Annotated in this window: 18 protein-coding genes, 1 pseudogene and 1 riboswitch; of the genes and pseudogenes, 14 read left to right on the forward strand and 5 right to left on the reverse strand. The window is 51.6% G+C overall.

All coding sequences use genetic code 11. The features are described 5' to 3' along the window. The first annotated feature begins 144 nt into the window (after window positions 1-144). From A0G03_RS10365 to yegS, 11 genes are all read left to right on the forward strand, one after another. Window positions 145-1,380, forward strand: coding sequence for an MdtA/MuxA family multidrug efflux RND transporter periplasmic adaptor subunit (locus tag A0G03_RS10365; protein ID WP_048261383.1), 1,236 nt, complete (start codon window positions 145-147; stop codon window positions 1,378-1,380). Then, complete coding sequence (locus A0G03_RS10370; protein WP_048261385.1) at window positions 1,380-4,502, forward strand: MdtB/MuxB family multidrug efflux RND transporter permease subunit; 3,123 nt, start codon at window positions 1,380-1,382, stop codon at window positions 4,500-4,502. Before A0G03_RS10365 ends, A0G03_RS10370 begins: the two co-directional genes overlap by 1 nt. Next, window positions 4,499-7,579 (forward strand): multidrug efflux RND transporter permease subunit MdtC, encoded by a 3,081-nt coding sequence (gene mdtC, locus A0G03_RS10375; RefSeq protein ID WP_048261387.1) that lies wholly within the window; start codon window positions 4,499-4,501, stop codon window positions 7,577-7,579. Before A0G03_RS10370 ends, mdtC begins: the two co-directional genes overlap by 4 nt. A 534-nt stretch (window positions 7,580-8,113) precedes the next feature. Then, a complete protein-coding gene (gene mdtD, locus A0G03_RS10380) occupies window positions 8,114-9,511 on the forward strand; it encodes an MFS transporter (protein ID WP_048261389.1) in 1,398 nt (465 codons plus the stop codon). 7 nt (window positions 9,512-9,518) lie between these two features. Beyond that, window positions 9,519-10,886, forward strand: a complete 1,368-nt coding sequence (gene baeS / locus A0G03_RS10385) for an envelope stress sensor histidine kinase BaeS (protein ID WP_048261391.1) — start codon at window positions 9,519-9,521, stop codon at window positions 10,884-10,886. Between the two features lie 33 nt (window positions 10,887-10,919). Beyond that, window positions 10,920-11,648, forward strand: coding sequence for an envelope stress response regulator BaeR (gene baeR, locus A0G03_RS10390; RefSeq protein ID WP_048261393.1), 729 nt, complete (start codon window positions 10,920-10,922; stop codon window positions 11,646-11,648). A 21-nt stretch (window positions 11,649-11,669) separates the two neighbouring features. Then, complete coding sequence (locus A0G03_RS10395) at window positions 11,670-12,323, forward strand: Vat family streptogramin A O-acetyltransferase (RefSeq protein WP_048261394.1); 654 nt, start codon at window positions 11,670-11,672, stop codon at window positions 12,321-12,323. A 54-nt stretch (window positions 12,324-12,377) separates the two neighbouring features. Further along, entirely contained in the window at window positions 12,378-12,929 is a 552-nt protein-coding gene (locus A0G03_RS10400) for a GNAT family N-acetyltransferase (RefSeq protein WP_048261396.1), read from the forward strand. Window positions 12,930-13,194: 265 nt separating this feature from the next. Then, complete coding sequence (locus A0G03_RS10405; RefSeq protein ID WP_048261398.1) at window positions 13,195-14,154, forward strand: glutathione S-transferase family protein; 960 nt, start codon at window positions 13,195-13,197, stop codon at window positions 14,152-14,154. Between the two features lie 194 nt (window positions 14,155-14,348). Then, window positions 14,349-15,710 (forward strand): prephenate-dependent tRNA uridine(34) hydroxylase TrhP, encoded by a 1,362-nt coding sequence (gene trhP / locus A0G03_RS10410; RefSeq protein WP_048261400.1) that lies wholly within the window; start codon window positions 14,349-14,351, stop codon window positions 15,708-15,710. 704 nt (window positions 15,711-16,414) lie between these two features. Then, the gene (gene yegS / locus A0G03_RS10415; RefSeq protein ID WP_048261402.1) at window positions 16,415-17,314 is read left to right on the forward strand and encodes a lipid kinase YegS; all 900 of its coding nucleotides are present in this window, start codon (window positions 16,415-16,417) and stop codon (window positions 17,312-17,314) included. 13 nt (window positions 17,315-17,327) lie between these two features. On the opposite strand, the gene psiE is transcribed toward yegS, so the two are convergent. The 5 genes and pseudogenes from psiE to A0G03_RS21760 form a co-directional block, all read right to left on the reverse strand. Next, on the reverse strand, window positions 17,328-17,735 hold the full coding sequence (gene psiE / locus A0G03_RS10420) for a phosphate-starvation-inducible protein PsiE (RefSeq protein WP_005970095.1): 408 nt from the start codon (window positions 17,733-17,735) through the stop codon (window positions 17,328-17,330). A gap of 278 nt (window positions 17,736-18,013) precedes the next feature. Then, window positions 18,014-18,817 (reverse strand): bifunctional hydroxymethylpyrimidine kinase/phosphomethylpyrimidine kinase, encoded by an 804-nt coding sequence (thiD, locus tag A0G03_RS10425; RefSeq protein WP_048261403.1) that lies wholly within the window; start codon window positions 18,815-18,817, stop codon window positions 18,014-18,016. Continuing rightward, the gene (gene thiM / locus A0G03_RS10430) at window positions 18,814-19,608 is read right to left on the reverse strand and encodes a hydroxyethylthiazole kinase (RefSeq protein WP_048261405.1); all 795 of its coding nucleotides are present in this window, start codon (window positions 19,606-19,608) and stop codon (window positions 18,814-18,816) included. The genes thiD and thiM overlap by 4 nt, the downstream gene beginning before the upstream one ends. A gap of 36 nt (window positions 19,609-19,644) precedes the next feature. Continuing rightward, window positions 19,645-19,741: riboswitch (TPP riboswitch) on the reverse strand. A gap of 901 nt (window positions 19,742-20,642) precedes the next feature. Further along, window positions 20,643-21,980 (reverse strand): SIR2 family protein, encoded by a 1,338-nt coding sequence (locus A0G03_RS10435; protein WP_244177712.1) that lies wholly within the window; start codon window positions 21,978-21,980, stop codon window positions 20,643-20,645. A 261-nt stretch (window positions 21,981-22,241) separates the two neighbouring features. Further along, window positions 22,242-22,450: pseudogene (locus A0G03_RS21760) on the reverse strand (IS3 family transposase); the annotation flags it as partial. Window positions 22,451-22,619: 169 nt separating this feature from the next. Between A0G03_RS21760 and ahr the strand changes: the two are divergent. The 3 genes from ahr to adhP all read left to right on the forward strand — a co-directional run bounded on the left by ahr (window position 22,620) and on the right by adhP (window position 25,962). After that, complete coding sequence (gene ahr, locus A0G03_RS10440) at window positions 22,620-23,639, forward strand: NADPH-dependent aldehyde reductase Ahr (RefSeq protein ID WP_048261408.1); 1,020 nt, start codon at window positions 22,620-22,622, stop codon at window positions 23,637-23,639. 153 nt (window positions 23,640-23,792) lie between these two features. Beyond that, window positions 23,793-24,716, forward strand: coding sequence for a GGDEF domain-containing protein (locus A0G03_RS10445; RefSeq protein ID WP_048261411.1), 924 nt, complete (start codon window positions 23,793-23,795; stop codon window positions 24,714-24,716). Window positions 24,717-24,951: 235 nt separating this feature from the next. Further along, window positions 24,952-25,962 (forward strand): alcohol dehydrogenase AdhP, encoded by a 1,011-nt coding sequence (gene adhP, locus A0G03_RS10450; protein ID WP_048261412.1) that lies wholly within the window; start codon window positions 24,952-24,954, stop codon window positions 25,960-25,962. Window positions 25,963-25,971: the final 9 nt, after the last annotated feature.

Below are 25,971 nucleotides of genomic sequence, written 5' to 3' on the forward strand. Positions count from 1 at the left end.
TTGTCCGGCATCCACTGTTTAAACTAGTAAAATGCGGCCACTGGTCCAATAACGTGCTGGGTATGATAGCCAATGCACTCGCAGCGTGAAGAATGACAAAGAGATCATACTTACCGCGCAACCTGGAGAGAGTAATCCATCACTATGAATGCCAAACGTATCCGAGGCCTGCTGATACTTGCCGCCGTTATCGCTATTGCCGTGCTGATCTGGCGCCATTTTACCCAGACGACGCCTGCCGCCTCCGGCACGAGTGAACAACACGCCACTCGTACGTCACATTCGGGAAATAGTGCCAGTACCGGCGGACGCCGCGCTGCCATGCGAACGCTGGCTCCGGTGCAGGCTGCGCTGACGCAATCTGCCTCCGTACCTTATTATCTCTCTGGTTTAGGCACAGTGACGGCGGCCAATACCGTGACGCTACGCAGTAGGGTGAACGGGGAATTGATGGCGCTACACTTTCAGGAAGGGCAACAGGTTAAGGCTGGCGACCTTCTGGCGGAAATCGACCCGCGTCCTTTTCAGGTTGAGTTGACACAAGCACAGGGCCAGTTGGCAAAAGATCAGGCCGTACTGGCTAACGCCCGACAGGATTTAGCGCGCTATCAGCAACTGGTGAAAACCAATCTGATCTCACGCCAGGAGCTAGATTCGCAGACCGCCACCGTTCGTCAGGCAGAAGGCTCGATAAAAGCCGATGAAGGTGCCGTAGCCAGCGCACAGCTTCAGTTGGATTACAGCAAGATCACCGCCCCTATCAGCGGTCGGATAGGGTTAAAACAGGTCGATGTGGGCAATTACATCACCAGCGGCGACACCAATGGCATTGTCGTGATTACGCAGACGTACCCTATCGATGTGGTCTTTACCGTACCGGAAGCGGAAATCTCTACGATTCTGAATGCGCAAAAATCAGGCCAGCCGCCTGTGGTGGAAGCCTGGGATCGCGCCAATCAAAAGAAACTCTCGCAGGGTATTCTGTTAAGCATGGATAACCAGATCGACACCACCACGGGCACGATCAAGCTCAAGGCGCGTTTTGACAATCTGGATGATGCTCTATTCCCGAACCAGTTCGTGAATATCCGCATGAAGGTCGATACGCTGAAAAATGCCGTCGTCGCCCCTTCCGCCGCCGTACAAATGGGGAATGAAGGCCGCTTCGTCTGGATTCTGAATGATAAGAACGAAGTCAGTAAGCGTCAGGTAACTACGAGCATCCAATACGGTCAGTTGGTTGTTGTTACCGCTGGGCTAGACGCCGATGTTCAGGTCGTGACTGACGGCATCGACCGCCTGACCGAAGGCGCGAAAGTGGAAATCGTTCCCTCAGCGTTGACGGAGAAAACGCCCGCTATCGCTGGGGAGAAATCCTGATGCAGGATAACGTTCCAGCCAGCGGTGGCGGGCCGTCTCGCCTGTTTATTCTGCGACCGGTCGCGACCACGCTGCTGATGATCGCCATTCTGCTGGCTGGTATTATCGGCTATCGGGCGCTGCCGGTTTCCGCGCTGCCCGAGGTCGATTACCCGACGATACAGGTTATTACCCTGTATCCCGGTGCCAGCCCCGATGTAGTGACCTCAGCGATTACCGCGCCGCTCGAGCGGCAGTTCGGCCAGATGTCTGGACTAAAACAGATGTCGACGCAGAGCGCAGGCGGCGCATCCGTCATCACGCTTCAGTTCCAGCTTGAGCTATCGCTGGACGTCGCCGAACAGGATGTGCAAGCAGCCATCAATGCGGCAAGCAATCTGTTGCCGAACGATCTGCCCTACCCACCAACCTACAGCAAAGTAAATCCGGCGGATCCGCCGATTATGACGCTGGCCGTCACCTCCAGCGCCATGTCGATGACGCAGGTGCAGGACATGGTAGACAACCGCATCGCGCAGAAAATCTCGCAGGTGGCAGGCGTCGGGTTGGTGTCGTTAGCCGGTGGTCAACGTCCAGCCGTGCGAGTAAGACTGAACGCGCCAGCGCTGGCGGCCTACGGCCTGACCAGCGAAACGATTCGCACCGCGATTACCGCGGCCAATGTGAATTCCGCCAAAGGTAGCCTGGATGGTCCGACGCGTTCGGTAACGCTCTCCGCCAACGATCAAATGAAATCCGTTGATGATTATCGCAAGCTGATTGTCGCGTGGAAGAATGGCGCACCAGTGCGGCTTCAGGATGTCGCCACTATTGAGCAAGCCGCCGAGAATATTTATCTTGGTGCCTGGGCAAATCGGCAACAGGCGATCATTATCAACGTTCAGCGCCAGCCGGGTGCCAACGTCATCACAACCACGGACAGCATTAACAAGATGCTGCCTGCGTTAAAAGCCAGCCTGCCGAACTCCGTCGAGGTCGCCACGCTGACTGACCGCACCACCAGCATTCGCGCCTCGGTGAAAGACGTCCAGTTCGAGCTGCTGCTGGCGATTGCATTGGTCGTGATGGTGATTTACCTTTTCTTGCGTAACGCCGTCGCTACGCTAATCCCAAGCATTGCCGTACCGCTGTCGCTGGTTGGCACCTTTGCCGCCATGTATTTTCTCGGTTTTTCCATCAATAACCTGACGCTGATGGCACTCACCATCGCCACCGGTTTCGTGGTGGACGATGCCATCGTAGTGATTGAAAACATCGCCCGCTATATCGAAAAAGGGGAAAAACCGCTTAATGCGGCGTTGAAAGGCGCGGGAGAAATTGGCTTCACCATTATTTCACTGACGTTCTCCCTCATTGCCGTTTTGATTCCGCTGCTATTTATGGGCGATATCGTCGGACGCCTGTTCCGCGAGTTTGCCGTCACGCTAGCGGTATCTATCCTGATTTCCGCCGTCGTGTCGCTCACGCTCACCCCGATGATGTGTGCGCGGATGCTGAGCCATCAGTCGCTGCGTAAACAGAACCGCTTTACCCGCGCCAGCGAGCGTTTCTTCACGCGTCTGATTGATGCCTACGGCACGTGGCTGCGTAAAGTACTGAATCATCCGTGGCTGACACTCAGCGTTGCGCTCGGTACGCTGCTGCTGACCATCCTGCTCTATATCTGGATCCCGAAAGGCTTCTTCCCGATACAGGATAACGGCATTATACAGGGCACCGTGCAGGCACCGCAGACGGTCTCGTTCAGCAATATGGCCGACCGCCAACAGCGTGTTGCGTCCATCATCATGAAGGATCCGGCGGTGGAGAGCGTGTCCTCATTCATCGGCGTTGACGGTACCAACGCGGCGCTGAACAGTGGGCGACTGCAAATCAACCTGAAACCGCTCAATGAACGTAGCGAACGCATTCCAGAGATCATTACTCGCCTGCAACAGCAAACCGCACAGATTCCCGGCATTCAGCTGTATCTGCAACCGGTGCAGGATCTCACCATCGATACCCAAATTAGCCGCACGCAGTACCAGTTTACGTTGCAGGCGATGTCGCTGGACGAACTGAGCGTCTGGGTGCCGAAGCTGATGACCGAGTTGAAAAAGCTGCCGCAGCTAGAGGATGTCAGCAGCGACTGGCAAGACGGTGCCGCGGTCGCCTATGTCAACGTCAATCGCGACAGCGCCAGCCGTCTGGGCATTACAATGTCGCAGGTTGACAGCGCGCTGTACAACGCCTTCGGTCAGCGGTTGGTTTCCACCATTTATACGCAGGCCAGTCAGTATCGCGTGGTGCTGGAACACGATACGACCAATAACACCGGGCTGGACGCGCTAAACGACGTGCGCCTCATCAGCAACGACGGCGGTACGATTCCGCTCAGCAGCATTGCCACCATTGAAGAACGTCAAGGGCCACTGGCGATCAACCATATCGACCAGTTCCCGTCGACGACGATCTCTTTCAACGTCACGAAAGGCCATGCGCTGGGCGAAGCGGTTGATGCCATCACTCAGGCTGAGCAGCAGATGAATCTGCCTGCGGATATCACCACCCGTTTTCAAGGAAGTACGCTGGCGTTCCAGTCGGCGCTGAGCAGCACCGTGTGGCTCATCGTCGCGGCGATTGTCGCCATGTACATTGTGCTCGGCGTGCTGTACGAAAGCTTTATTCATCCGATCACGATCTTATCTACGCTGCCAACGGCGGGGGTCGGCGCGCTACTGGCACTGATGATGGCAGGGAATGAGCTGGATGTGATTGCCATTATCGGGATCATCTTGCTCATCGGGATCGTGAAGAAGAACGCCATCATGATGATCGACTTTGCGTTGGCGGCAGAGCGAGAACAGGGCATGAAACCCTATGACGCCATTTATCAGGCTTGTCTGCTGCGTTTCCGGCCGATTTTGATGACCACTATGGCGGCGCTACTGAGTGCGCTACCGCTGATGCTGAGCACCGGCGTCGGTGCAGAGCTGCGCCAGCCGCTAGGTATTTGTATGGTCGGTGGCCTGATCATGAGCCAGATTCTGACGCTGTTTACCACACCGGTGATTTACCTACTGTTTGACCGCTTAGCGACGCGCTTCCGCCGTGCGCCGCGTCAGGAGGAAGAAACCGAGTGAAGTTCTTCGCCCTGTTCATCCACCGCCCCGTCGCGACCCTGCTACTGACACTGGCCATCGCGCTCTGTGGCATATTAGGCTTCCGCCTGTTGCCAGTGTCTCCGCTGCCGCAGGTGGATTTCCCGGTGATTTCAGTCAGCGCCTCGCTGGCTGGTGCCTCGCCGGAAACCATGGCTTCTGCCGTCGCAACACCGCTGGAACGTGCGCTCGGTAGGATCGCAGGCGTCAGCGAAATGACGTCCACCAGCTCGCTCGGCAGTACGCGCGTCATTCTGGTGTTTAACCTCGATAGGGATATCAACGGTGCGGCGCGCGATGTACAAGCGGCGATCAACGCGGCACAGAATCTTCTGCCATCCGGTATGTCGAGTCGCCCCACCTATCGCAAAGTCAACCCGTCCGACGCGCCCGTCATGATCCTGACGCTAACCTCAGACACTTACAGCCAGGGGCAACTGTACGACTTTGCCTCGACTCAACTGTCGCAGAAGATTTCGCAGATGGAAGGCGTCGGCGATGTTTCCATCGGCGGGAGTTCGCTCCCCGCCGTGCGCGTCGCGCTGAATCCGGTGGCGCTGTTTAATCAGGGCATTTCTCTCGATGAGGTACGGCAGGCTATCGCACAGGCGAACGTGCGTCAGCCACTGGGAAATGTGGAAAACAGTCAGAAACGCTGGCAGATACAAACCAACGATGAGCTCAAAACCGCTGATGCCTACGCACCGCTAATTATCCACTATAACAACGGCGCAGCTGTTCGCCTGAGCGATGTGGCGACGGTGGAAGATTCGGTGCAAAACTCCCGCAACGCCGGGATGGCGAACTCAAAACCCGCGATTCTGGTCATGATTCGCCGCGCGCCGGATGCCAACATTATTACCACCGTAGACAACATCCGCGCCGCTATGCCGGAACTGCGTGCCAGCCTGCCTGCCGAAATTCAGTTAGATGTCGCACAGGATCGTTCCCCTACTATTCGTGCATCGTTGGCGGAAGTGGAGCAGTCGCTGATTATCGCCGTCGCGCTGGTTATTCTGGTCGTCTTCCTGTTCCTGCGTTCCGGACGAGCAACGGCGATTCCGGCACTGGCTGTCCCCGTATCGCTTATCGGTACCTTCGCCGCCATGTATTTGTGTGGCTTCAGCCTGAACAACCTGTCGCTGATGGCGCTCACCATTGCCACTGGCTTTGTGGTGGATGACGCCATCGTGGTGCTGGAGAATATTTCCCGCCACATTGAGGCTGGCATGAAGCCGCTACAGGCGTCGCTTCAGGGTGTGAGAGAAGTCGGATTCACCGTCTTATCCATGAGTATGTCGCTAGTGGCGGTGTTCATCCCGCTGTTGCTGATGGACGGCTTGCCAGGGCGGCTATTCCGCGAATTCGCCGTGACGTTGTCGGTAGCGATCATGATTTCGCTGCTGGTCTCACTGACGTTGACGCCGATGCTGTGTGCACGACTGCTGCGTGCCGTTCCTAAACGCAGCCAGCCGCGTACGCGAGGTTTTAATCGCGTCTTGCTCGCCATGCAACAAGGTTACGGACGCTCGCTGAAGTGGGTGCTCAACCATGCGCGCTGGGTTTTACTGCTCCTGTTGGGAACCATCGCGCTCAACGTCTGGCTGTATATCAGCATTCCGAAGACCTTCTTCCCGGAACAGGATACGGGCAGATTGATGGGCTTCATTCAGGCCGACCAGAGCATTTCTTTTCAGGCCATGACGGTGAAACTCCAGAACTTCATGACCATTGTCAGCAGCGATCCTGCGGTTGATAACGTTAACGGTTTTACCGGCGGATCGCGCACCAATAGCGGTTCGATGTTTATCTCACTTAAACCGCTTTCCGAGCGCGATGTTTCAGCCCAGCAGGTAATTAGCCGCCTGCGCGTCAAGCTGGCGAAAGAACCCGGAGCCAACCTGTTTTTAATGCCGGTGCAGGATATCCGAATCGGCGGACGGGAAGCGAACGCGGGCTATCAGTACACGCTGCTGTCTGACGATTTGAGCGAGCTGCGCACGTGGGAACCCAAGATCCGTGCAGCTTTCAGCAAACTGCCTGAACTGGCCGATGTAAACTCCGATCAACAGGATAAAGGCGCAGAAATGGCGTTAACCTACGATCGTGATGCGATGGCGCAGCTCGGCATCAGCGTCTCTGCCGCCAATGCGCTACTCAACAACGCCTTCGGACAACGTCAGATTTCGACCATTTACCAGCCGTTAAACCAATACAAAGTGGTGATGGAAGTCGATGACGCTTACACGCAGGATGTCAGCTCGCTGGACAAGATGTTCGTGATAAATAGTGAAAACAAACCGATCCCGCTCTCTTATTTCGCCAGTTGGAAGCCGATCAACGCACCGCTGTCAGTGAACCATCAGGGGCTGTCCGCTGCCTCAACCATCTCTTTTAACCTGCCAGAAGGCACCGATCTTTCCAGCGCGACGGCGGCGATAGAAAGAACCATGACGTCGCTAGGCGTGCCGTCATCGGTACGCGGCCAATTCTCTGGCACGGCACAGGCGTTCCAGCAGTCGCAGTCTTCCCAACTGTTGCTGATTCTGGCGGCGATTATCACCGTATATATCGTGCTGGGCATACTGTATGAGAGCTATGTACATCCGTTGACGATTCTGTCTACCCTGCCCTCGGCGGGCGTGGGTGCACTGCTGGCGCTGGAGTGGTTCGGCGCGCCGTTTAGTCTGGTGGCACTGATTGGTATCATGCTGTTGATTGGGATCGTGAAGAAGAACGCCATCATGATGGTGGATTTTGCGCTGGTGGCACAACGTAGCGGTAAACTGAGCGCACAGGACGCGATTTTTCAGGCCTGCCTGCTACGTTTCCGTCCGATTATGATGACTACCTTAGCCGCGCTGTTTGGCGCACTGCCGTTGGTGCTGACCAGCGGCGACGGTGCAGAGCTGCGACAACCGCTCGGCATCACGATTGTCGGCGGGCTGCTGATGAGCCAGATCCTCACGCTATACACCACTCCGGTTGTGTATCTGTTTTTCGACAAGCTGAGGACGATTCGGCGCAAAGCACCGGAGAAGGATTTGTCACTGTCGTGACAGAACATGAGTACCGGTAACATGCTAATTTAGGAGAGGTTTCGTGCGCTTAACGTTCGCTGTTTTTCTAGTAGCGTTCCGAACGCTCCCGACCAAGGGCGGCTCAACGCGCCGAAACCAGAGAATAGGAACGCTTAACTCTCAACGTACCTCCACCTTGGCGTAAATGATGCTGAGGAGGAGATGATCTCTCGGATGAGCGGCAGGATTTGTCACTATCTGGCTGAACATGAGTAACGGTAAAGATCTAATAACATGCTATTACAGGGGAGGTTTCGTGCGCTCAAGCTTCACCATTTTTCTAGTAGCGCCCCGAACGCGCCCGACCAAGGGCGGCTCAATTGCCGTCGCCCTTGGAACCCTGGCTTGTGGCGCTAAATTGTACCGCTACGCGGTGCCTTCGCCGAAAGCAGTCTCTTTACGGGCCGCCAGTGACGCGCTCCCGGCGCGGCACTGTCTTTCGTGGCGTCCATGCCACTCACCCGTGAGCCAGCTTACGCCTCAGTACAATTTTTTACGCCAGGGGCAACAACAATGAATTCCGCCTCTGTCCGCTGGCAGCTCTGGATTGTTGCCTTTGGCTTTTTTATGCAGACGCTGGATACCACCATCGTGAATACCGCGCTGCCGTCTATGGCCGCGAGTCTGAATGAAAGCCCACTGCATATGCATTCGGTGATCGTTTCCTATGTGTTGACCGTAGCGGTGATGCTGCCCGCCAGCGGATGGCTGGCCGATCGCATCGGCGTGAAGAACATCTTTTTCGCTGCGATTCTGTTGTTTACGCTCGGGTCGCTGCTGTGCGCCCGTTCGGAAACACTGGATGAACTGCTGATTTCACGCGTGATTCAGGGTATTGGCGGCGCGATGATGGTGCCAGTAGGACGCCTGACGGTGATGAAAATTGTCCCGCGCGATCAGTACATGGCAGCAATGACGTTCGTGACGCTGCCCGGCCAGATTGGCCCATTACTGGGACCCGCGCTCGGCGGCTTTCTGGTGGAATACGCCAGCTGGCACTGGATTTTCCTCATCAACTTGCCCGTAGGCATTATCGGCGCGCTGGCAACCTGGTTCCTGATGCCCAATTACACCATGCAAACTCAGCGCTTTGACATCAGCGGTTTCGTTTGGCTGGCTGTCGGCATGGCAACGCTGACGTTAGCACTGGACGGTAACCGTAGCCTCGGCATTCCACCGATTGCCATTTTCGCGCTGATTGCCATCGGGCTCATCGCGCTATTGAGCTACTGGCTGCACGCTCGTCGTAACGAACGGGCGCTGTTCAATCTACGTCTGTTCGACACCCATACCTTTTCTATCGGCCTGACCGGTGGGCTTTTGGCACGTATCGGCAGCGGTATGCTACCGTTTATGACACCGCTGTTTTTGCAGTTAGGAATGGGATTTTCCCCGTTCCATGCTGGACTCATGATGGTGCCAATGGTACTTGGCAGCATGGGAATGAAGCGAATCGTAGTACAGATCGTCAACCGACTCGGTTACCGCCGTGTGCTGATTGTCTCCACGCTGTTGCTGGCACTGATCACGGCGCTATTTGCTCTAGTCGCACTGATGCAATGGATTTGGATGATCCCGATTGTGCTGTTCTTCCTCGGCACAGTGAACGCCATTCGCTTCTCCACGATGAACACACTGACGCTGAAAGATCTGCCGGATCCCCTTGCCAGCGGCGGCAATAGCCTGCTGTCGATGACCATGCAGCTTTCCACCAGTCTGGGAGTGAGCATCGCGGGTATTCTGCTCGGCATATTTTCTCAACCGCATATCGCGGCAGAAAGTGGAGCAACCCATACGGTATTTCTCTACACCTATCTCAGCATGGTCGTCATCATCGCTCTGCCTGCGTTGATTTTTAATCGTGTTCCGCCTGACACCGTAAAACAGTCAACGCTAGCGCGTAAATCGTGAGGTCGTTATGAAATTCGGAATCACCGCCAAACTGTTCCTCGCGATTTTCGCCACCTGCATGTTAGTGCTGGTCACCATGCATTGGGGCGTACGCGTCAGCTTCGAGCGCGGTTTTATCGACTACATTAAGCGCGGCAATGAGCAGCGGGTTACGCAGCTGCGCGATGCGCTGGCAGAGCAATATCAGCTACACGGTGATTGGTCATTTCTGCGTAACAATGAACGTCTGGTGTTCAAAATGCTGCACTCCATGGATCAGAACAACGACACCGACAACAGCATGCAAGGATGGCGGGTACGTATCTGGGTGCTAGATGCAAGCAAACGCAAATTGTTCGGCTCACCGGCACCGATCCCCAATGAAGGCACCTCGCAGCCCATTCAGGTACAGAATCAGACGGTCGGCTGGATTGTCGCCTCGCCCGTTGAACGCCTGACCCGCAACGCTGACATCAGTTTCGATCAGCAGCAACAGCGCACCAGTTGGCTGATTGTCGCACTCTCGATGCTGCTCGCCATTATCGCTACCTGGTTGACCGCACGCGGCCTGCTTGCCCCCGTCAAACGGCTGGTCAGCGGCGTGCACAGCCTGGCGTCGGGGGATTTCAGCACGCGGGTAACGGCAAACTCGCACGACGAGCTGGGCAGACTGGCACAGGATTTCAATCAGCTTGCCAAGACGCTGGAAAAAAACGAACAGTCGCGCCGGGCGTTTATGGCCGATGTCTCCCACGAGCTGCGCACGCCGCTGGCAGTGCTGCGCGGTGAGCTGGAAGCCTTGCAGGATGGCGTACGCAAGCCCGATGCACATTCTTTGCATTCGCTTCAGTCGGAGGTCGCAACGCTCACCAAACTGGTAGACGATCTGCATCAACTCACGCTGTCCGATCGCGGGGCGCTGGCCTACCGCAAAACGTCTGTGGACGTCGTGCGAATCCTGCACATTGCTATCGCCGCGTTTCATGAACGCTTCCAGAAAAAGCAGATTATGCTCACCACCGATTTACCGGCTCAGGCTGATGTTTTTGGCGATCCGGATCGGCTAAGTCAATTGTTTAACAATCTGCTGGAAAACAGCCTGCGTTACACCGATGAACAGGGCCAATTAGCAATTACCCTTGTTCATCGGCATAAGCACTGGGCCATTATCTGGCAGGACAGCGCCCCCGGCGTCACCGACGAGCAGCTTACGCTGATTTTCGAGCGTTTTTACCGTGCAGAAAGTTCGCGCAACCGCGCCAGCGGCGGCTCTGGGCTGGGGCTGGCTATCTGCAATAATATCGTTGAGGCGCATAGCGGACGGCTGTATGCTGAACATTCGCCGTTAGGGGGGGTGATGATTACCATCGAATTTCCGTCGCACGAACCTGATTAAGAGCCTATTCCGAAAACGAAGATAAGTAGAGCTATGACAACCGCATCCGATTCCGCTATGGCGCCACCGATTCTGATCGTCGAAGATGAGCCCAAATTGGGGCAACTGCTGGTGGATTACCTTCAGGCCGCAGACTACGCCACACACTGGCTGCCTAACGGCAATGATGTCGTCGAATGGGTACGGCAACATTCCCCTTCACTCATTTTGCTGGATTTGATGCTGCCGGGCTGCGATGGTCTGACACTCTGCCGCACCATCCGCCAGTTTTCCAACGTGCCGATTATCATGGTTACCGCCCGCAGCGAAGAGATCGATCGCCTACTGGGGCTGGAAATTGGTGCTGACGATTATATTTGTAAACCCTTCAGCCCGCGCGAAGTCGTCGTGCGCGTCAGAACGCTACTGCGCCGCTGCGGCTGGCAGAATGATGGGCTGAAAGCCGCAGAAAAAAGCGAGGCGGCACTGTTGATTGATAAAAGCGGCTTTCAGGCCAGCTATCTGGGGCAGAATCTTGACCTGACGCCAGCGGAGTTTCGTCTGCTCAAGACGCTCTCCACCGAACCGGGCAAGGTATTTTCACGCGAGGCGCTGCTGGATAAGCTCTACGACGATTATCGCGTCGTGACCGATCGCACCATCGACAGCCACATCAAAAACCTGCGCCGCAAGCTGGAACAGCTAGATGAAGAGACCTCATTTATCCGCACGGTGTACGGCATCGGCTATCGCTGGGAAGCCGCTCCCTGCAATGAGGTATAAATCCAACCGTCTTATGATGTTATGGAGCCTAATTTGAACGGACCCGATCCTGATAACCGCTACCCGATGGCCGGTTTCCCCCAAGTGTGTTTTATCAAGAATATTGTCACCAACCCAAATATTGAGATTGGCGACTACACCTATTATGACGATCCCGATGGCGCGGAAAATTTTGAAAAAAATGTGCTCTATCACTATCCGTTCATCGGCGATAAATTAATCATTGGTAAGTTTTGTGCCATCGCCCGTGGCGCAAAATTTATCATGAACGGTGCCAATCATCGGCTTTCCGGCCTGTCGACTTACCCCTTTCAGATTTTTGGCAACGGCTGGGAGAAAGTGACGCCCAGACAAGAAGATCTACCTTATAAAGGCGACACCGTGATCGGCAATGATGTCTGGATTGGCTATGACGCGCTGATCATGCCCGGCATCCACATCGGAAATGGTGCCATTATTGCATCACGCGCCGTGGTCACTGCCGATGTGCCTGCGTATACAGTCGTCGGCGGCAATCCGGCAAAAATCCTGAAGCCGCGTTTTGCACCGGACGTCATCGAGACACTGGAAACGCTGTGCTGGTGGAACTGGCCGATAGAAGAAATCACGCGTCATCTGGAAACCATCGCTGCGGGTGATATTGCCGCACTACAGGCCAGCCATCAGTCAGAATAACCGTCTTTCATTGCATACCAAACCACTCCCCACGAAAAAGAGGCTTTCACGATAATGACTGCGCTATTTTCCGAAGCCACCAAAATCCAGACACCTCGCCTGCTGCTACGCCCGCTCTATCGTGATGATGCCCCTGCGCTGTTCGTCTTTATGTCCGATCCAGTCATCATGCGCTTCTGGAATCATCCGCCCTGGCAACAGATCGAACAGGCCAATGACGCGATTGAAGAATACTGGAGCGCGCTATGTGCCGGGCAATACATGAAACTGGGTCTGGAAATCAAAGAGAGTGGCGAGCTGATCGGCACCTGTGTGCTGTTCAACCTTGAGATTGACTCTAAACGCGCAGAGATCGGCTACTGTCTGGCAGCAAGCGCACAAGGAAAAGGCTATATGGCGGAGGCGCTCTCTGCCCTGCGGGATTTTGCCTTTGAAACAGCGGGTCTCAGCCGATTGGAAGCCGAAATCGATCCCCGTAATGTGGCCTCAGCCAAATCGCTGGAACGATTAGGGTTCACGCAGGAGGGGTTGTTAAAGCAGCGTTGGATCGTAGACGGCGAAGTGTCTGATTCTGCGCTCTACGGCCTGCTGGCGGCAAATCGCTAACCGCGGCTTTCTCATGCCAGTCAAAAATACTGTCCGACTTAATGAAAATTTTGTCATTTTCTCTTTTCACACGGCTGTTACCATTTCAAGCCTACAATAATGACAGGTATCCACACGCATCACATGCGTGACACAGGTTATCTGCAACACGATTGATTTTTCAACGCCATTGATTTTTAAAGCAATTGATTTGTAAACAATTGATCTGCAAAACAGTTGCTCTTCAAAAGAATGGGATTTGAAAACAATAGACAGGGGAAAATATATGTCAGGCTTAGTGAATGGCAAATGGGTTAACGGCGATGTCGCGGCGGAAGAGATCAAAAATGGGGCATTCCATCGCGAAGAAACCAAATTTCGACAAACCGAGTTGGTGCCAGAGGCCGGTCGTTACCAACTTTTTGTTTCCTATCTCTGCCCGTGGGCATCACGCACGCTGATATTTCGCAAGCTGAAAGGGCTGGAGAACATTATTTCGCTCTCGATTGCTAATCCGCGTATCGCAGATAACGGCTGGGAATTTGCAACGCCGCAGGATGCCGGTGAGCATGCAGGCGAGATTCACTATCTGCACCAGTTATACACCGCGAGCGTATCCGACTATACCGGAAAGGTGTCCGTGCCTGTGCTGTGGGATCGAGTGGAAGGCCGTATCGTGAACAACGAATCGGCGGATATCATCCGCATGCTGAACAGCGAATTTAACGACCTGACCGGCAATCACCTCGATTTCTACCCATCGGAACTGCACAGCGAGATCGACCGCTGGAACGAAACCGTCTACCACAACGTCAATAACGGCGTGTATAAGACGGGATTCGCCAAAACGCAGGAACACTATAACGATGCAGTCACCACGCTTTTCACCACGTTGGACGAACTAGACGATCATTTGGGCAGTCATCGTTACATACTGGGCGACACGCTGACCGAAGCCGACTGGCGTTTATTTGTCACGCTGATACGTTTTGACGTGGCCTACCACGGCGCATTCAAATGTAATCTGAAGCGTATTGCCGACTATCCGCACTTATCACATTACCTGCGCGAACTGTATCAGTGGCCGGGCATTGCGGAGACGGTCAATATCGACCACATCAAAGCAGGTTATTACGGCATTGCCTGGCTGAATCCGACACAGATCGTACCGGTTGGCCCACAGGTTGATTTATACCAGCCGCACAACCGCGAAACCCTCGGCACATCGCGTACCGCCACGCGTTAATGCGGTGAGATCTGGCCTGCTCTGTTTATGGCAGGCCATTCTTTATTTAGGTCAAAAAATTGATTTACGTCAAACAATAGGCCCACGTTTCGTGTGCCGTCTACTGCAATTTCCCCCTATTAGCGCTAGAATCCTCCGCCTTTACTGCTCCCGCCGTGGAGCAGCCTGACTTGTGATCAGAATCGAGAGATACCATGTTTAAACCGGAACTGCTTTCTCCGGCCGGTACGCTGAAAAATATGCGCTACGCCTTTGCCTATGGCGCGGACGCGATTTATGCCGGTCAACCTCGCTACAGCCTGCGCGTGCGCAATAACGAATTCAACCATCAGACGCTGGCGCAAGCCATTAACGAAGCGCATGAGCTGGGCAAGAAATTCTACGTGGTCGTTAACATCGCGCCACACAATGCCAAGCTGAAAACCTTCCTGCGTGACCTGCAACCCGTCATCGAAATGGAGCCAGATGCGCTGATCATGTCCGATCCGGGTTTGATCATGCTGGTGCGGGAAAACTTCCCACAGATAGATATTCACCTTTCCGTTCAGGCCAATGCGGTCAACTGGGCGACGGTGAAATTCTGGCAACAGATGGGGCTGACGCGTGTGATTCTGTCACGCGAACTGTCGCTGGAAGAGATTGCGGAAATTCGCCAGAACGTCCCGGATATGGAACTGGAGATTTTCGTTCACGGTGCACTGTGCATGGCCTACTCCGGCCGCTGCCTGCTGTCCGGCTACATCAACAAACGCGATCCAAACCAAGGCACCTGCACCAACGCCTGCCGCTGGGAATATAAGGTTCAGGAAGGTAAAGAAGACGAGGTCGGGAACATCGTCCATCAGCACGAACCTATCGTGGTGAAAAACGTTGAACCGGCGCTAGGCATCGGTGAACCAACCGACAAAGTCTTTATGCTGGAAGAAAATCTGCGCCCCGGCGAGTACATGAGCGCATTTGAAGACGAGCACGGCACCTACATCATGAACTCCCGCGATCTGCGTGCGATCCAGCACGTTGAGCGCCTGACACAAATGCAGGTGCATTCGCTGAAAATTGAAGGCCGCACCAAGTCATTCTATTACTGTGCCCGTACCGCACAGGTGTATCGCCGCGCCATCGACGATGCTGTCGCAGGTAAGCCGTTCGACTCGACATTGCTGGAAACGCTGGAAGGTCTGGCACACCGTGGCTACACCGAAGGCTTCCTGCGTCGCCACGTGCATGAAGATTACCAAAACTACGACTACGGCTATTCCGTTTCCGATCGTCAGCAGTTTGTCGGTGAATTCACCGGCGTTCGTCGCGATGGTCTGGCTGAAGTCGAGGTGAAGAACAAGTTTTCCTGCGGCGACAGCGTGGAAATGATGACGCCAAACGGTAATATTCAATTCACCATCGAATCGATGCAGAATGTCAAAGGGCAGCCGACCGAGGTTGCGCCGGGTAACGGTCATATCGTTTATCTGCCGGTGCCGGACGACGTATCTCTCGACTATGCGCTATTGCTGCGCAATCTGCCGGGCACCACTACGCGTAACCCTAACGCGGAATAATCCCGTAATATCGCCGGATGCACAGCCATCCGGCGATGTCCTAATCAAACAGCGCTTCCTTGCGGTATCCCCCCACCATCACCTTTTCCCAGCCACGAGTAAGTACGCTTAACCGTCTGAGGTTATCGTTACAAAGCTCAGGGTTTTTTAACGAATATTAGAAACAGATCACATCAATTCGCTGGTCTTGTGGTTAGTATTGCGTCGCTGAGAAAACATAGAACGAAAAATAAGCGTAGTGATACTACTAGGAACCACCTCCTTGGCCAGCTCAATCTCCCTTGAGCTGGCTTTTCTTTTTCTCTCGATCACGTATTTCCCACCGCAAACATACCCTAAATAATTCGAGTTTCAGGCAGGCGGCAAGAGAGGGACAAATTCGTCGGGAACGAATTTGTCCAGCCGCTGGCTGGCCTCCGGTGAGAGACAGGATGTCTCTCATTTCATCCCGATGAGCTTACTCAGGTAAGTGATTCGGGTGACTGACAAATCTGCCAGAGGCAGATTTGAACGCTGCTTGCAGCGGCCCCAACGGGGCGAGGCACACGCCAGTGTGCCGAGTAGTGCTGCCAACGTACATGCAGCTTGAAGTATGACGGGTATATTCACCGATTCTTCTGATGTCTACATGCCGATTTAATGACTATGATTAACTGCAACGTTTCGTATTAACATTAACAACATCGCAGCCAGAGAAAGACGACATGGAAAAAAATCCAATCACACTGCTGATTTTGAATGGGAAAAGTTCAGGTAATGAAGAGCTTCGCGAAGCCATCGGTGAGCTACGCAAGGACGGCTATACGCTGCATGTCCGCGTCACCTGGGAATACGGCGATGCCAAACGCTATGTGGAAGAAGCCATCCAGCTTAAAGCCGATAACGTAATCGCAGCGGGTGGCGACGGCACCGTCAATGAAGTTGCCGCAGCGTTAGCGCTGCAGCCGGAAGCGGTTCGCCCATGTTTGGGAATTGTACCGCTGGGTACAGCCAACGATTTTGCCACCAGTTGTCAGATTCCGATGGAGATGCACAACGCGTTGACGCTGGCGATCAAAGGCCGCGCCACCGCCATTGATATCGCTAAAGTGAACGACAAACACTATTTCATCAATATGGCGACGGGCGGCTTTGCCACGCGTATTACCACTGAGACCCCCGCCAAGATGAAGGCGGCACTGGGGAGTGCTTCTTACGTACTACACGCGCTTTTTCGTATGGATATGCTGCAAGCCGAGCGCTGTGAGATTCACGGGCCGGATTTTCACTGGGCGGGCGATACGCTAGTTATCGCAGTAGGGAATGGCCGTCAGGCCGGTGGCGGACAGCAGCTTTGCCCAGAGGCGCTGATCAACGATGGGCTGCTGGAACTGAGCGTGCTGTCTGCAACGGAGTTACTGCCCAATATGCTTCAGGCCTGGTTTACCGGCAGCGAAAACCAGAACATGATTTCCGCAACCCTGCCCTGGCTGGAGATCACCGCCCCCGATGATATGACATTTAATCTGGATGGCGAACCGCTCACCGCTAAACGCTTCTGCATTGAGGTGCTTCCCGCAGCGATTCACTGTCGGCTACCGCCCCAGTGCTCGCTGCTGGAATAGCGGCGCGTTTTGATTATTCTCGCTTCAGGCGATTACTGTTTGCCAGATACAGCGTCACCACCAGCAGCAGGATCGCCGCGGAATACACCAGCGTATCCGACGGGCTTTTGTGATCGACAATAATCAGGCGAATGATGGCCGTAATGCCGATGTAGATAAAATAGCGTAGCGGGAAGTGATAGCCGGACTGGAAATACTTCACGATCAGCGCAATAAACTCAAAATAAAGGAAATAGATCACGATGCCTTCTATCAGTTGATAGGAGGAATCTTTCTCGCTGGAGATCAATAGCACCTTCGCCAGATGAAACGTTTCCTTAACTAAAAAAATCACCAAAATGGTTGCCAGCGCCAACAGGCCGATATTGAGTATCGTCTGAAGCGCCTTGGCAGCCATCGCACTGCGAGCAGAACCTGCCATATGTTATCCCCACATCCCATTTCATATTAACGCTAAGATTTCAGAGCAAAATAACCGGACACACTCGCACTGTCACGCCGAAATACGCTTAATTTAGTTTGAAATTACTGACAAAGATGTCGCACAAAGTACAAGTCGATTTACTTATACCCGCCATACGTCAAGCTGCATGTGCGTTGGCTTCACTTACTCACCCCAGTCACTTACTTGAGTAAGCTCTTGGGGATTCGTGCGATTGCCGCCTTCACGCCACTCGAATTATTTAGGGTACGCAATATTTACCACCAGTGATGGAAGTGATGAACGGGGCCGATTCCGTGCCCAACCTCCAGCGTGTCGGCCTGCTGTAACGCCAGCTGTAAATACGCCTTCGCCGCGTTGACCGTCTCGCCCCAGCTATCGTGACGTGGTCGCAGCGCCGCCAATGCGGCAGACAGCGTGCAGCCGGTACCGTGCGTATGACGTGTATTAATACGTGGGGAGCTAAAACGCTGTGGTTCAGCCTGCCGACTGAACAACCAGTCCGGGCTTTCCGCTTCACTAAGGTGACCACCTTTCATCAATACTGCCTGACAGCCCATCGCCAGCAGCGCTTCCCCCTGTTCGCGCATGTCCCGCTCGTTGGCGGCAGGCGACATATTCAACAGCGCAGCGGCTTCCGGCAGGTTGGGCGTAATCAGAGAAACCAGCGGCAGCAGCTCACGACGGATCGACTCTACCGCCTCCGGCGCGAGTAGCGGATCGCCACTTTTCGCCAACATTACGGTATCTAACACCACAAAAGGGACCGCGTAATGACGCAGGCGCTCGGCAACGGTCTCAACAATATCGGTCTGCGCCAGCATCCCAATTTTAGCGCTATCGATACGCACATCACTCAGTACAGAATCCAGCTGTGCCGCAACAAAATCCGGTTCAATCCGGTAGACGGACTGCACGCCACGCGTATTTTGCGCCACCAACGCGGTAATGACCGACGTGCCATAAGCACCCAACGCGGAAAACGCTTTTAAATCCGCCTGAATACCCGCCCCACCACTCGGATCGGTACCCGCTATCGTCAACGCATTGATACGCTTCATGCCAGATCCTCCGCGCGCAGGGTATAGAGTCGATCGAGGAAGTTGGGGATAAAACTGCCTGTGCCTTGTGACATCGAAGCCGCCTGCTGCCCTGCTAACGCCATGACATAGCACGCTGCCGCAACATGGGATAAGCGATCACCTTCCAGAGAAGAAAATCCCGCGACCACTGCAGACAGCGCACAGCCCGTACCGACTACGCGCGTCATCATGCTATCGCCACCGGTTATCGCGATATCACACTCACCGTCCGTGACATAATCCACCGCGCCGGTCACCGCGACAATCGTCCCCACCTGCCGCGCCAATTCGCGCGCAGCAGAGAGCGCTGCCAACGAATCATCGGCGCTATCCACACCACGCCCCTGCGCGGCTAACCCAGCAAGCGCCATGATTTCAGATGCATTACCGCGAATCGCAGCAGGTTTCCGTGTCAGCAATTCTCGGCAAAATTCAGTACGAAAGGTTAAACCACCTACAGCAACCGGATCGAGCACCCACGGCGTACCCGCCTGATGTGCGCTGTTCACCGCCGCACGCATCGCCTCAGCGCGCGAACGCTCCAGCGTCCCGACATTAATCAGCAGCGCATCTGCCACCGCACTAAACTGCGCGGCTTCTTCAGGATCGACCACCATCGCAGGCGACGCATTCAGCGCCAGCAGTACGTTAGCAGTAAAAGATTGCACCACGTCGTTGGTCAAGCAGTGCACCAGCGGTGAAGCAGAACGAAATTGGGTGAGTGATGTTGCTGCCTGAGCGGCAGAAAAGTCGGCGGGTTGCGTGTTCATAGGTCTCCCAACCGGCGTGGAAGAAGGCGGCAACCGGTGGGCATACCGTGACTTCCCTACGCTGGCATTATCCAGATCAGGTGGTACGGGTATTTCTCAGCCTTCACAAAGAAGGGCACCCCGAGTCATTTAGATTGTTTCTCTTTAATTTTTGCCAGATTAAGGGAAGTGGCTTACTGATGCAAGCTCGCCTCTCTGGTTATAGGTTCGTCGAGCTATACCTATACCCTATACCTCACCAGCCAAATTCACTGTACCACTACAACATCAGAATTTCCGATTTATGAATGTGATCAGCTTAGCGGCTACAACACTTGTTATAAAATAGTCATATCCAAATGATAGCGAATATCGAGTATTACACACCTAAAATAACACACTAACATTTTAATCATTATGAATGATATTTCATTACTTCCTATTGAGCCTTTCAAATAATAAACATATTAAAATCGATAAACTTGAAATGTAATTCATGAATAAGCGTATATTAAACCATACTCTACAGAAATACAGCATTGAATAGAACTATAGATAATATTGACAAATATGAAAAACCCCGTTAATTCAGCACATCCTCTATTGTTACAATCGGAACTGTAGCCATCCACACACCTTATATTACGAAACCCACATAGTAGCGGTAAAACCGTCAACTCAATGTATCTACACTGCGACCGTCGAAGAATAACCTTGGGTTATTTTATACCGAACATCAAAATCGTCGAAACATCCTTTTTTTAAAACCTCACATCTAGTTAATAATATATAAAAACTCTAAGTCATTTCTCCCCACTTTCATCCTCGAATGACAAATGGGTAAATAACTGAATAAAAGTCATTAAAAATATGAACACTAGCCATTATGTATATTTCTTATAATCGTACACACAGAGTAAACGTCTATAGTCAGTCCCTTTCTTATCTGGCATTGAGCGTAAAAGCATCTCGACTTCATCAAGTTCAATCATATCATTCCACGCAGACCATATAATGGCATTTATCTTATTTGTCCGTGTAATCGACTCATCGAATTATATACCATTCAAACTATCATGCTCGGTCTGCACAGAAATTGATATACCTACAAGATACTCTTCAATTTTTCTTATTTGCTGGGCTTTAAGAGTTTCACATTTATCAAGCTCGGCAAAAATAAGACAGAACCCATAGATCGGAAACCATTGCGTGGACGCTATATTTATTTTATCAATGAGTTTCAACAATTGATGATTGGATTCATCAATAATATCAAAGTAATCCGTCATAAAATTTGATGAGTTCTTGTGTTCATATTTTATAGAATTACTTGAACCAATAACTAATATTTTATCACTATTATTGAGAGAGTCTATGTCTTCAGTAATATTTACCTTAATACTTGTACCGTCATCGTGTACCCCAGAATATATATCCTTAACAATACTTTGGACCTTTCGTATATCCATTGCAGATACAGGTAAATTCAGATTTGATAAAGAACGATAAATTTCAATAAAATCATCTGTTTTTATCTTATTTATTCTAATTGTAGAAAAACCCTCCAAATCAATATCATGCTCACTTATATCATGAGAAGCAGAATTCCCTTCAAACTCAACCAATAAAAAATTATTTCTAATTTTTTGAGCGGCTAAAGAATTAGGCTCTACATAAGTGAAAATAGTTTTAAGTAAACTTTTGATATTATCATCGCCAATGCCATACCCCATGAATATAATTGGATTATGGATAAATATTGAAAGCAACTGAGCACGAATCAACTCATATTTATTATCAAAATGAGAATAATCGTCTTCAGTGATAATTATCTTAGAAGGGTTTTTATTGCAACCATGTATTTTATATACCGAACCATAGGGATTACTTAATAATATATCATTCCCTACTAACGGTTCAAAACCAAATACATCCTCTACAAGACCATCATAGTTAGTAGTTATCACAGAACCTATGTTTTTTCTAATTTTCTTTAATTCTGCTAATTCCTCTCGTTTTTCATCTCTATAACCCAAATCTTTAACCAACATTGATATATAAATTTTAAATCGACTAAGGTTATTTTCACGCTCCATCTCAGCGTAAAAAAAATCATTTATTTCTTTGAATTTACCGTTCCGATCTTCGCCAAGAACTTGGTTGAAGGCCTTTTCTAATTTCGTAGCAATTAGGGCGTAATTATATTTACCATCAATTTGGCATTCAGCCTTAATATCTAAATAAAATTCATTATTCCCTTTCAGCTCAAAAGCTACATGCTTTAACAATCCATCCCAAGTATGAGAATTGTTAAGATACCTCAAACTGACGCCGGCCCCGATAAAAAGCACAGGATGGTTACGATATTGACCTATAAACTCCCGAATATTCATGTCATCCCCCAACAGGTAAGTCAGAACATTCTATCTTTACTGTAAAGTAAATCAATCATATAGAACCATAATAGTTGTCTCTGGATCAGTCAGAACTCTTAGTGAATCGCCACAGATGACCTAGGCGCTTCCGAGTCATTGATAATATTGATATTCATATTCCTCCAGTGACATTTTTTCACTTTAGCCATACCGACACTTACTCTTATAAAAATTTCGGTATAATCAAAAATATCGCTGGAAGCTTCTTCCTGCACTAGAGTGGACATCAAGCACGCGGTAGAGCAGACGAGTAGGCCAGCAACTATTGTTGTCACAGAGAAATGCGTACCTCGGTCGGATAGCTTTGTGAAGTACGCTGCGGCTTTTTTAATATGTGCCGTTCGTCAGTAACCCACTTCAATTCTTTCAGGAACAACCTGAGCATCTGACTGGATTTTATTAGTGGAGGAATCCGGGCCGTATATCTTTGTCTAGGCATAAAAGGCTGTGAGTCGTGCCCCCCGTAAAGCAAGTGCTAGCCCGCTCTACTCCACCACAGCCCGACACAAAATGAAAAACCACAGGCACGTTGTGACATAGAGAAAAACGTCATAACCCTTTAGACTGGTTAATCAAACCCATACTGAGGAAATTGTGATGACGATAATCAAGAGTTATGCCGCACCGGAAGCAGGCGCAGCGCTGGAGTTGTATGAGTTTGATGCGGGTGAACTGCAAGCGGAAGACGTCGAAGTCGTGGTTGATTACTGCGGCGTGTGCCATTCCGATCTCTCGATGATCGATAACGAATGGGGAATGTCGAGCTATCCGCTGGTTGCCGGGCATGAAGTGATTGGTCGTGTGCACGCATTAGGTGACGCGGCGAAGAACAAAGGATTAAAAATCGGTCAGCGCGTCGGCATTGGCTGGACGGCACGTAGCTGTGGGCACTGCGATGCCTGTATCAGCGGTAGCCAAACCAACTGTCAGCAAGGCAGCGTGCCAACGATTCTGAATAAAGGCGGTTTTGCCGATAAGATTCGTGCGAACTGGCAGTGGGCTATCCCACTTCCTGATTCCATTGATATCGAATCGGCAGGTCCGTTACTGTGCGGCGGCATCACCGTCTTTAAACCGCTGTTAATGCACCATGTCACTGCGACCAGCCGCGTCGGCGTGATCGGTATCGGCGGTCTGGGACATATTGCGATTAAGCTCCTGCATGCGATGGGCTGTGAAGTCACGGCATTCAGCTCAAACCCGGCCAAAGAGCAAGAAGTACTGGCGATGGGTGCCGATAAGGTCGTCAACAGCCGCGATCCGCAGGCGCTGACTGCACTGGCAGGCCAGTTCGATCTTATCATCAACACCGTGAGCGTCGATCTGGAATGGCAGCCCTACTTCAACGCGCTCGCCTATAACGGGAAGTTCCATACCGTCGGCGCGGTGATGAAGCCATTTAGCGTTCCGGCTTTTACACTTATCGCAGGCGATCGCAGCGTTTCGGGTTCTTCTACGGGTTCTCCGCATGAGCTACGTTCTTTGATGAAGCTCGCCGCACGTGCCAGCGTGAAGCCACAGACGGAACTGTTCCCGATGTCGAAAATCAACGATGCCATCCAGCACGTGCGTGACGGCAAAGCCCGTTATCGCGTCATACTGAAAGCCGATTTTTAATCGATAAAGACGCCTGAGCGATTGGGCGTCTGCTTTTTGCACATAAGTCAGATTAACGTCATTCTCTGGACCACACTGCTCGGCACCACGCGACTGAATGTATTCAACAGGTTTCATGATAGGATTGAAAGGTGATACAAGAGGAGACTCGCAATGCCTTTTAAAGAGTATGACCACGACTTTATTGATAAAAATAAAAAGGCTTTCTCGTCCGTAAGGTTTGCCCTTTTATTGTCTGTGTTAATCATTATATTTAATCTCTTGTTCTTCAAGCATCGAGATTTTCAGGAGCAGTTACACAATAATCCAGGGTCTTATACGGATTCGATTGCACTGGTTTTTCTTTTTTTTATCTTGTCATGTACCAGTAAAATCTCACTTAACCATACTTCAGCCTTATCTATTCGGCTTGGGCTACATGTCTGGATATGCTCCGCCACGTTTGATTTCATGGATGAATTTATCTATCAGCCCAAGCTAGTTGGGTATTATGTTGAGGATATGCTGAGAATCATTGGTATGTTTGGCGTCGGATTCGGTGTCTATACTCTGATACAGCAAATTAACAATAAGTATGTCGAAGCCAGAATACAGTCATTCAGCGATGAACTCACACAGCTCCCTAACCGTCGATTTTTTATTAACGAATTAAAAAAGCTCGAAGCGAAAACACCCTATTTATTTATTATCGACATCGATAATTTCAAAGTCATCAATGACAAATACGGGCATACGAAAGGTGATGAGATATTAAGTAAGTTCGGCCATATTCTTTCCCGTTTCGATAACAGTGAAGTGGTCGCCACGCGAATAGGTGGGGAAGAGTTCGCCATTATTCTGTATGGCGGGACACAGGATCGGGCAGAGAAGTTGGCAAGAGAAGTCTTAAAAAATGCGAACAAAATCATTATTAAAAATATGCACCATCTTTCTGTCAGCATTGGAGCAGGTAAAAAGCAGCCTCAGGAACCCACTGAACACTTTATGAAACGCGTGGATGTTGCACTTTACCAAGCCAAAAATACCGGCAAAGGCAAAGTAGAATGGGCTCTGGAGCCGAAAGAAAAAACGCAGTAACCCAACGTAACCTAATCCGATAACACGGCCGCACGGACGCGCCACCGCCCTTAATCATCATAAAAATTACTGAAACTGACATTCCCGCCACAGAAAGCCATCGTTCAAATAATCTATCATTCTGTAACAAAATTAAATACATCCTGATTAATCAACTTGCTGATCTGCGTGTACTCTTTTATAGGTAGAACATGAATACATTACCCCCACAACACATTCAGTAAAAGGAAGACGAATGAAAGCAGCCATCGTTATGAAGGATCATTCCGTTGAGATTCAGGACAAAAAACTGCGCCCTCTCCAACATGGAGAAGCTCTGTTAAAAATGGAATGCTGTGGCGTATGCCATACCGACCTGCACGTCAAAGACGGTGATTTCGGCGATGTAACCGGCATCACCCTCGGCCATGAAGGTATCGGTATCGTTAAAGAAGTGGGCCCGGGTGTGACATCGCTAAAACCCGGCGATCGCACCAGCGTAGCCTGGTTTTATCAGGGCTGTGGCCACTGCGAATATTGTAATAGCGGTAACGAAACCCTGTGCCGCACGGTGAAAAACGCAGGTTATTCTGTCGATGGTGGAATGGCAGAAGAGTGCATCGTCGTTGCCGATTACGCGGTAAAAGTGCCGGACGGTCTGGATTCTGCCGCGGCCAGCAGCATTACCTGCGCAGGCGTGACGACGTACAAAGCGGTGAAAGTCTCGCAAATCAAACCGGGACAGTGGATCGCCATTTATGGCCTGGGCGGATTGGGTAATCTGGCACTGCAATATGCCAAAAATGTCTTTAATGCGAAAGTCGTCGCGATTGATGTGAACGACGCACAGTTAGCCTTTGCTAAAGAAGTGGGCGCAGATCTGGTCATCAATCCTGCCAAAGAAGATGCAGCCAAGATCATTCAGGAAAAAGTCGGCGGCGCACATGCCGCCGTGGTCACCGCCGTTGCCCGTGCGGCATTTAACTCCGCTGTAGATTCTGTTCGCGCAGGCGGGCGTATTGTTGCCGTCGGCCTGCCACCAGAGTCAATGGATCTGAATATTCCGCGTCTGGTGTTGGATGGTATTCAGGTATTAGGTTCGCTGGTCGGCACGCGTGAAGATCTAAAAGAAGCGTTCCAGTTTGCGGCCGAAGGGAAAGTAAAACCGAAAGTGACCCTCCGTCCACTGAAAGACATCAACGCTATTTTCGCTGAAATGAAAGGCGGGAAAATCACAGGCCGTATGGTGATCGACCTGTCAATGTAAGCGATAGTT

Source organism: Pectobacterium peruviense (genome assembly GCF_002847345.1).
Classification (GTDB): Bacteria; Pseudomonadota; Gammaproteobacteria; order Enterobacterales; family Enterobacteriaceae; genus Pectobacterium; species Pectobacterium peruviense.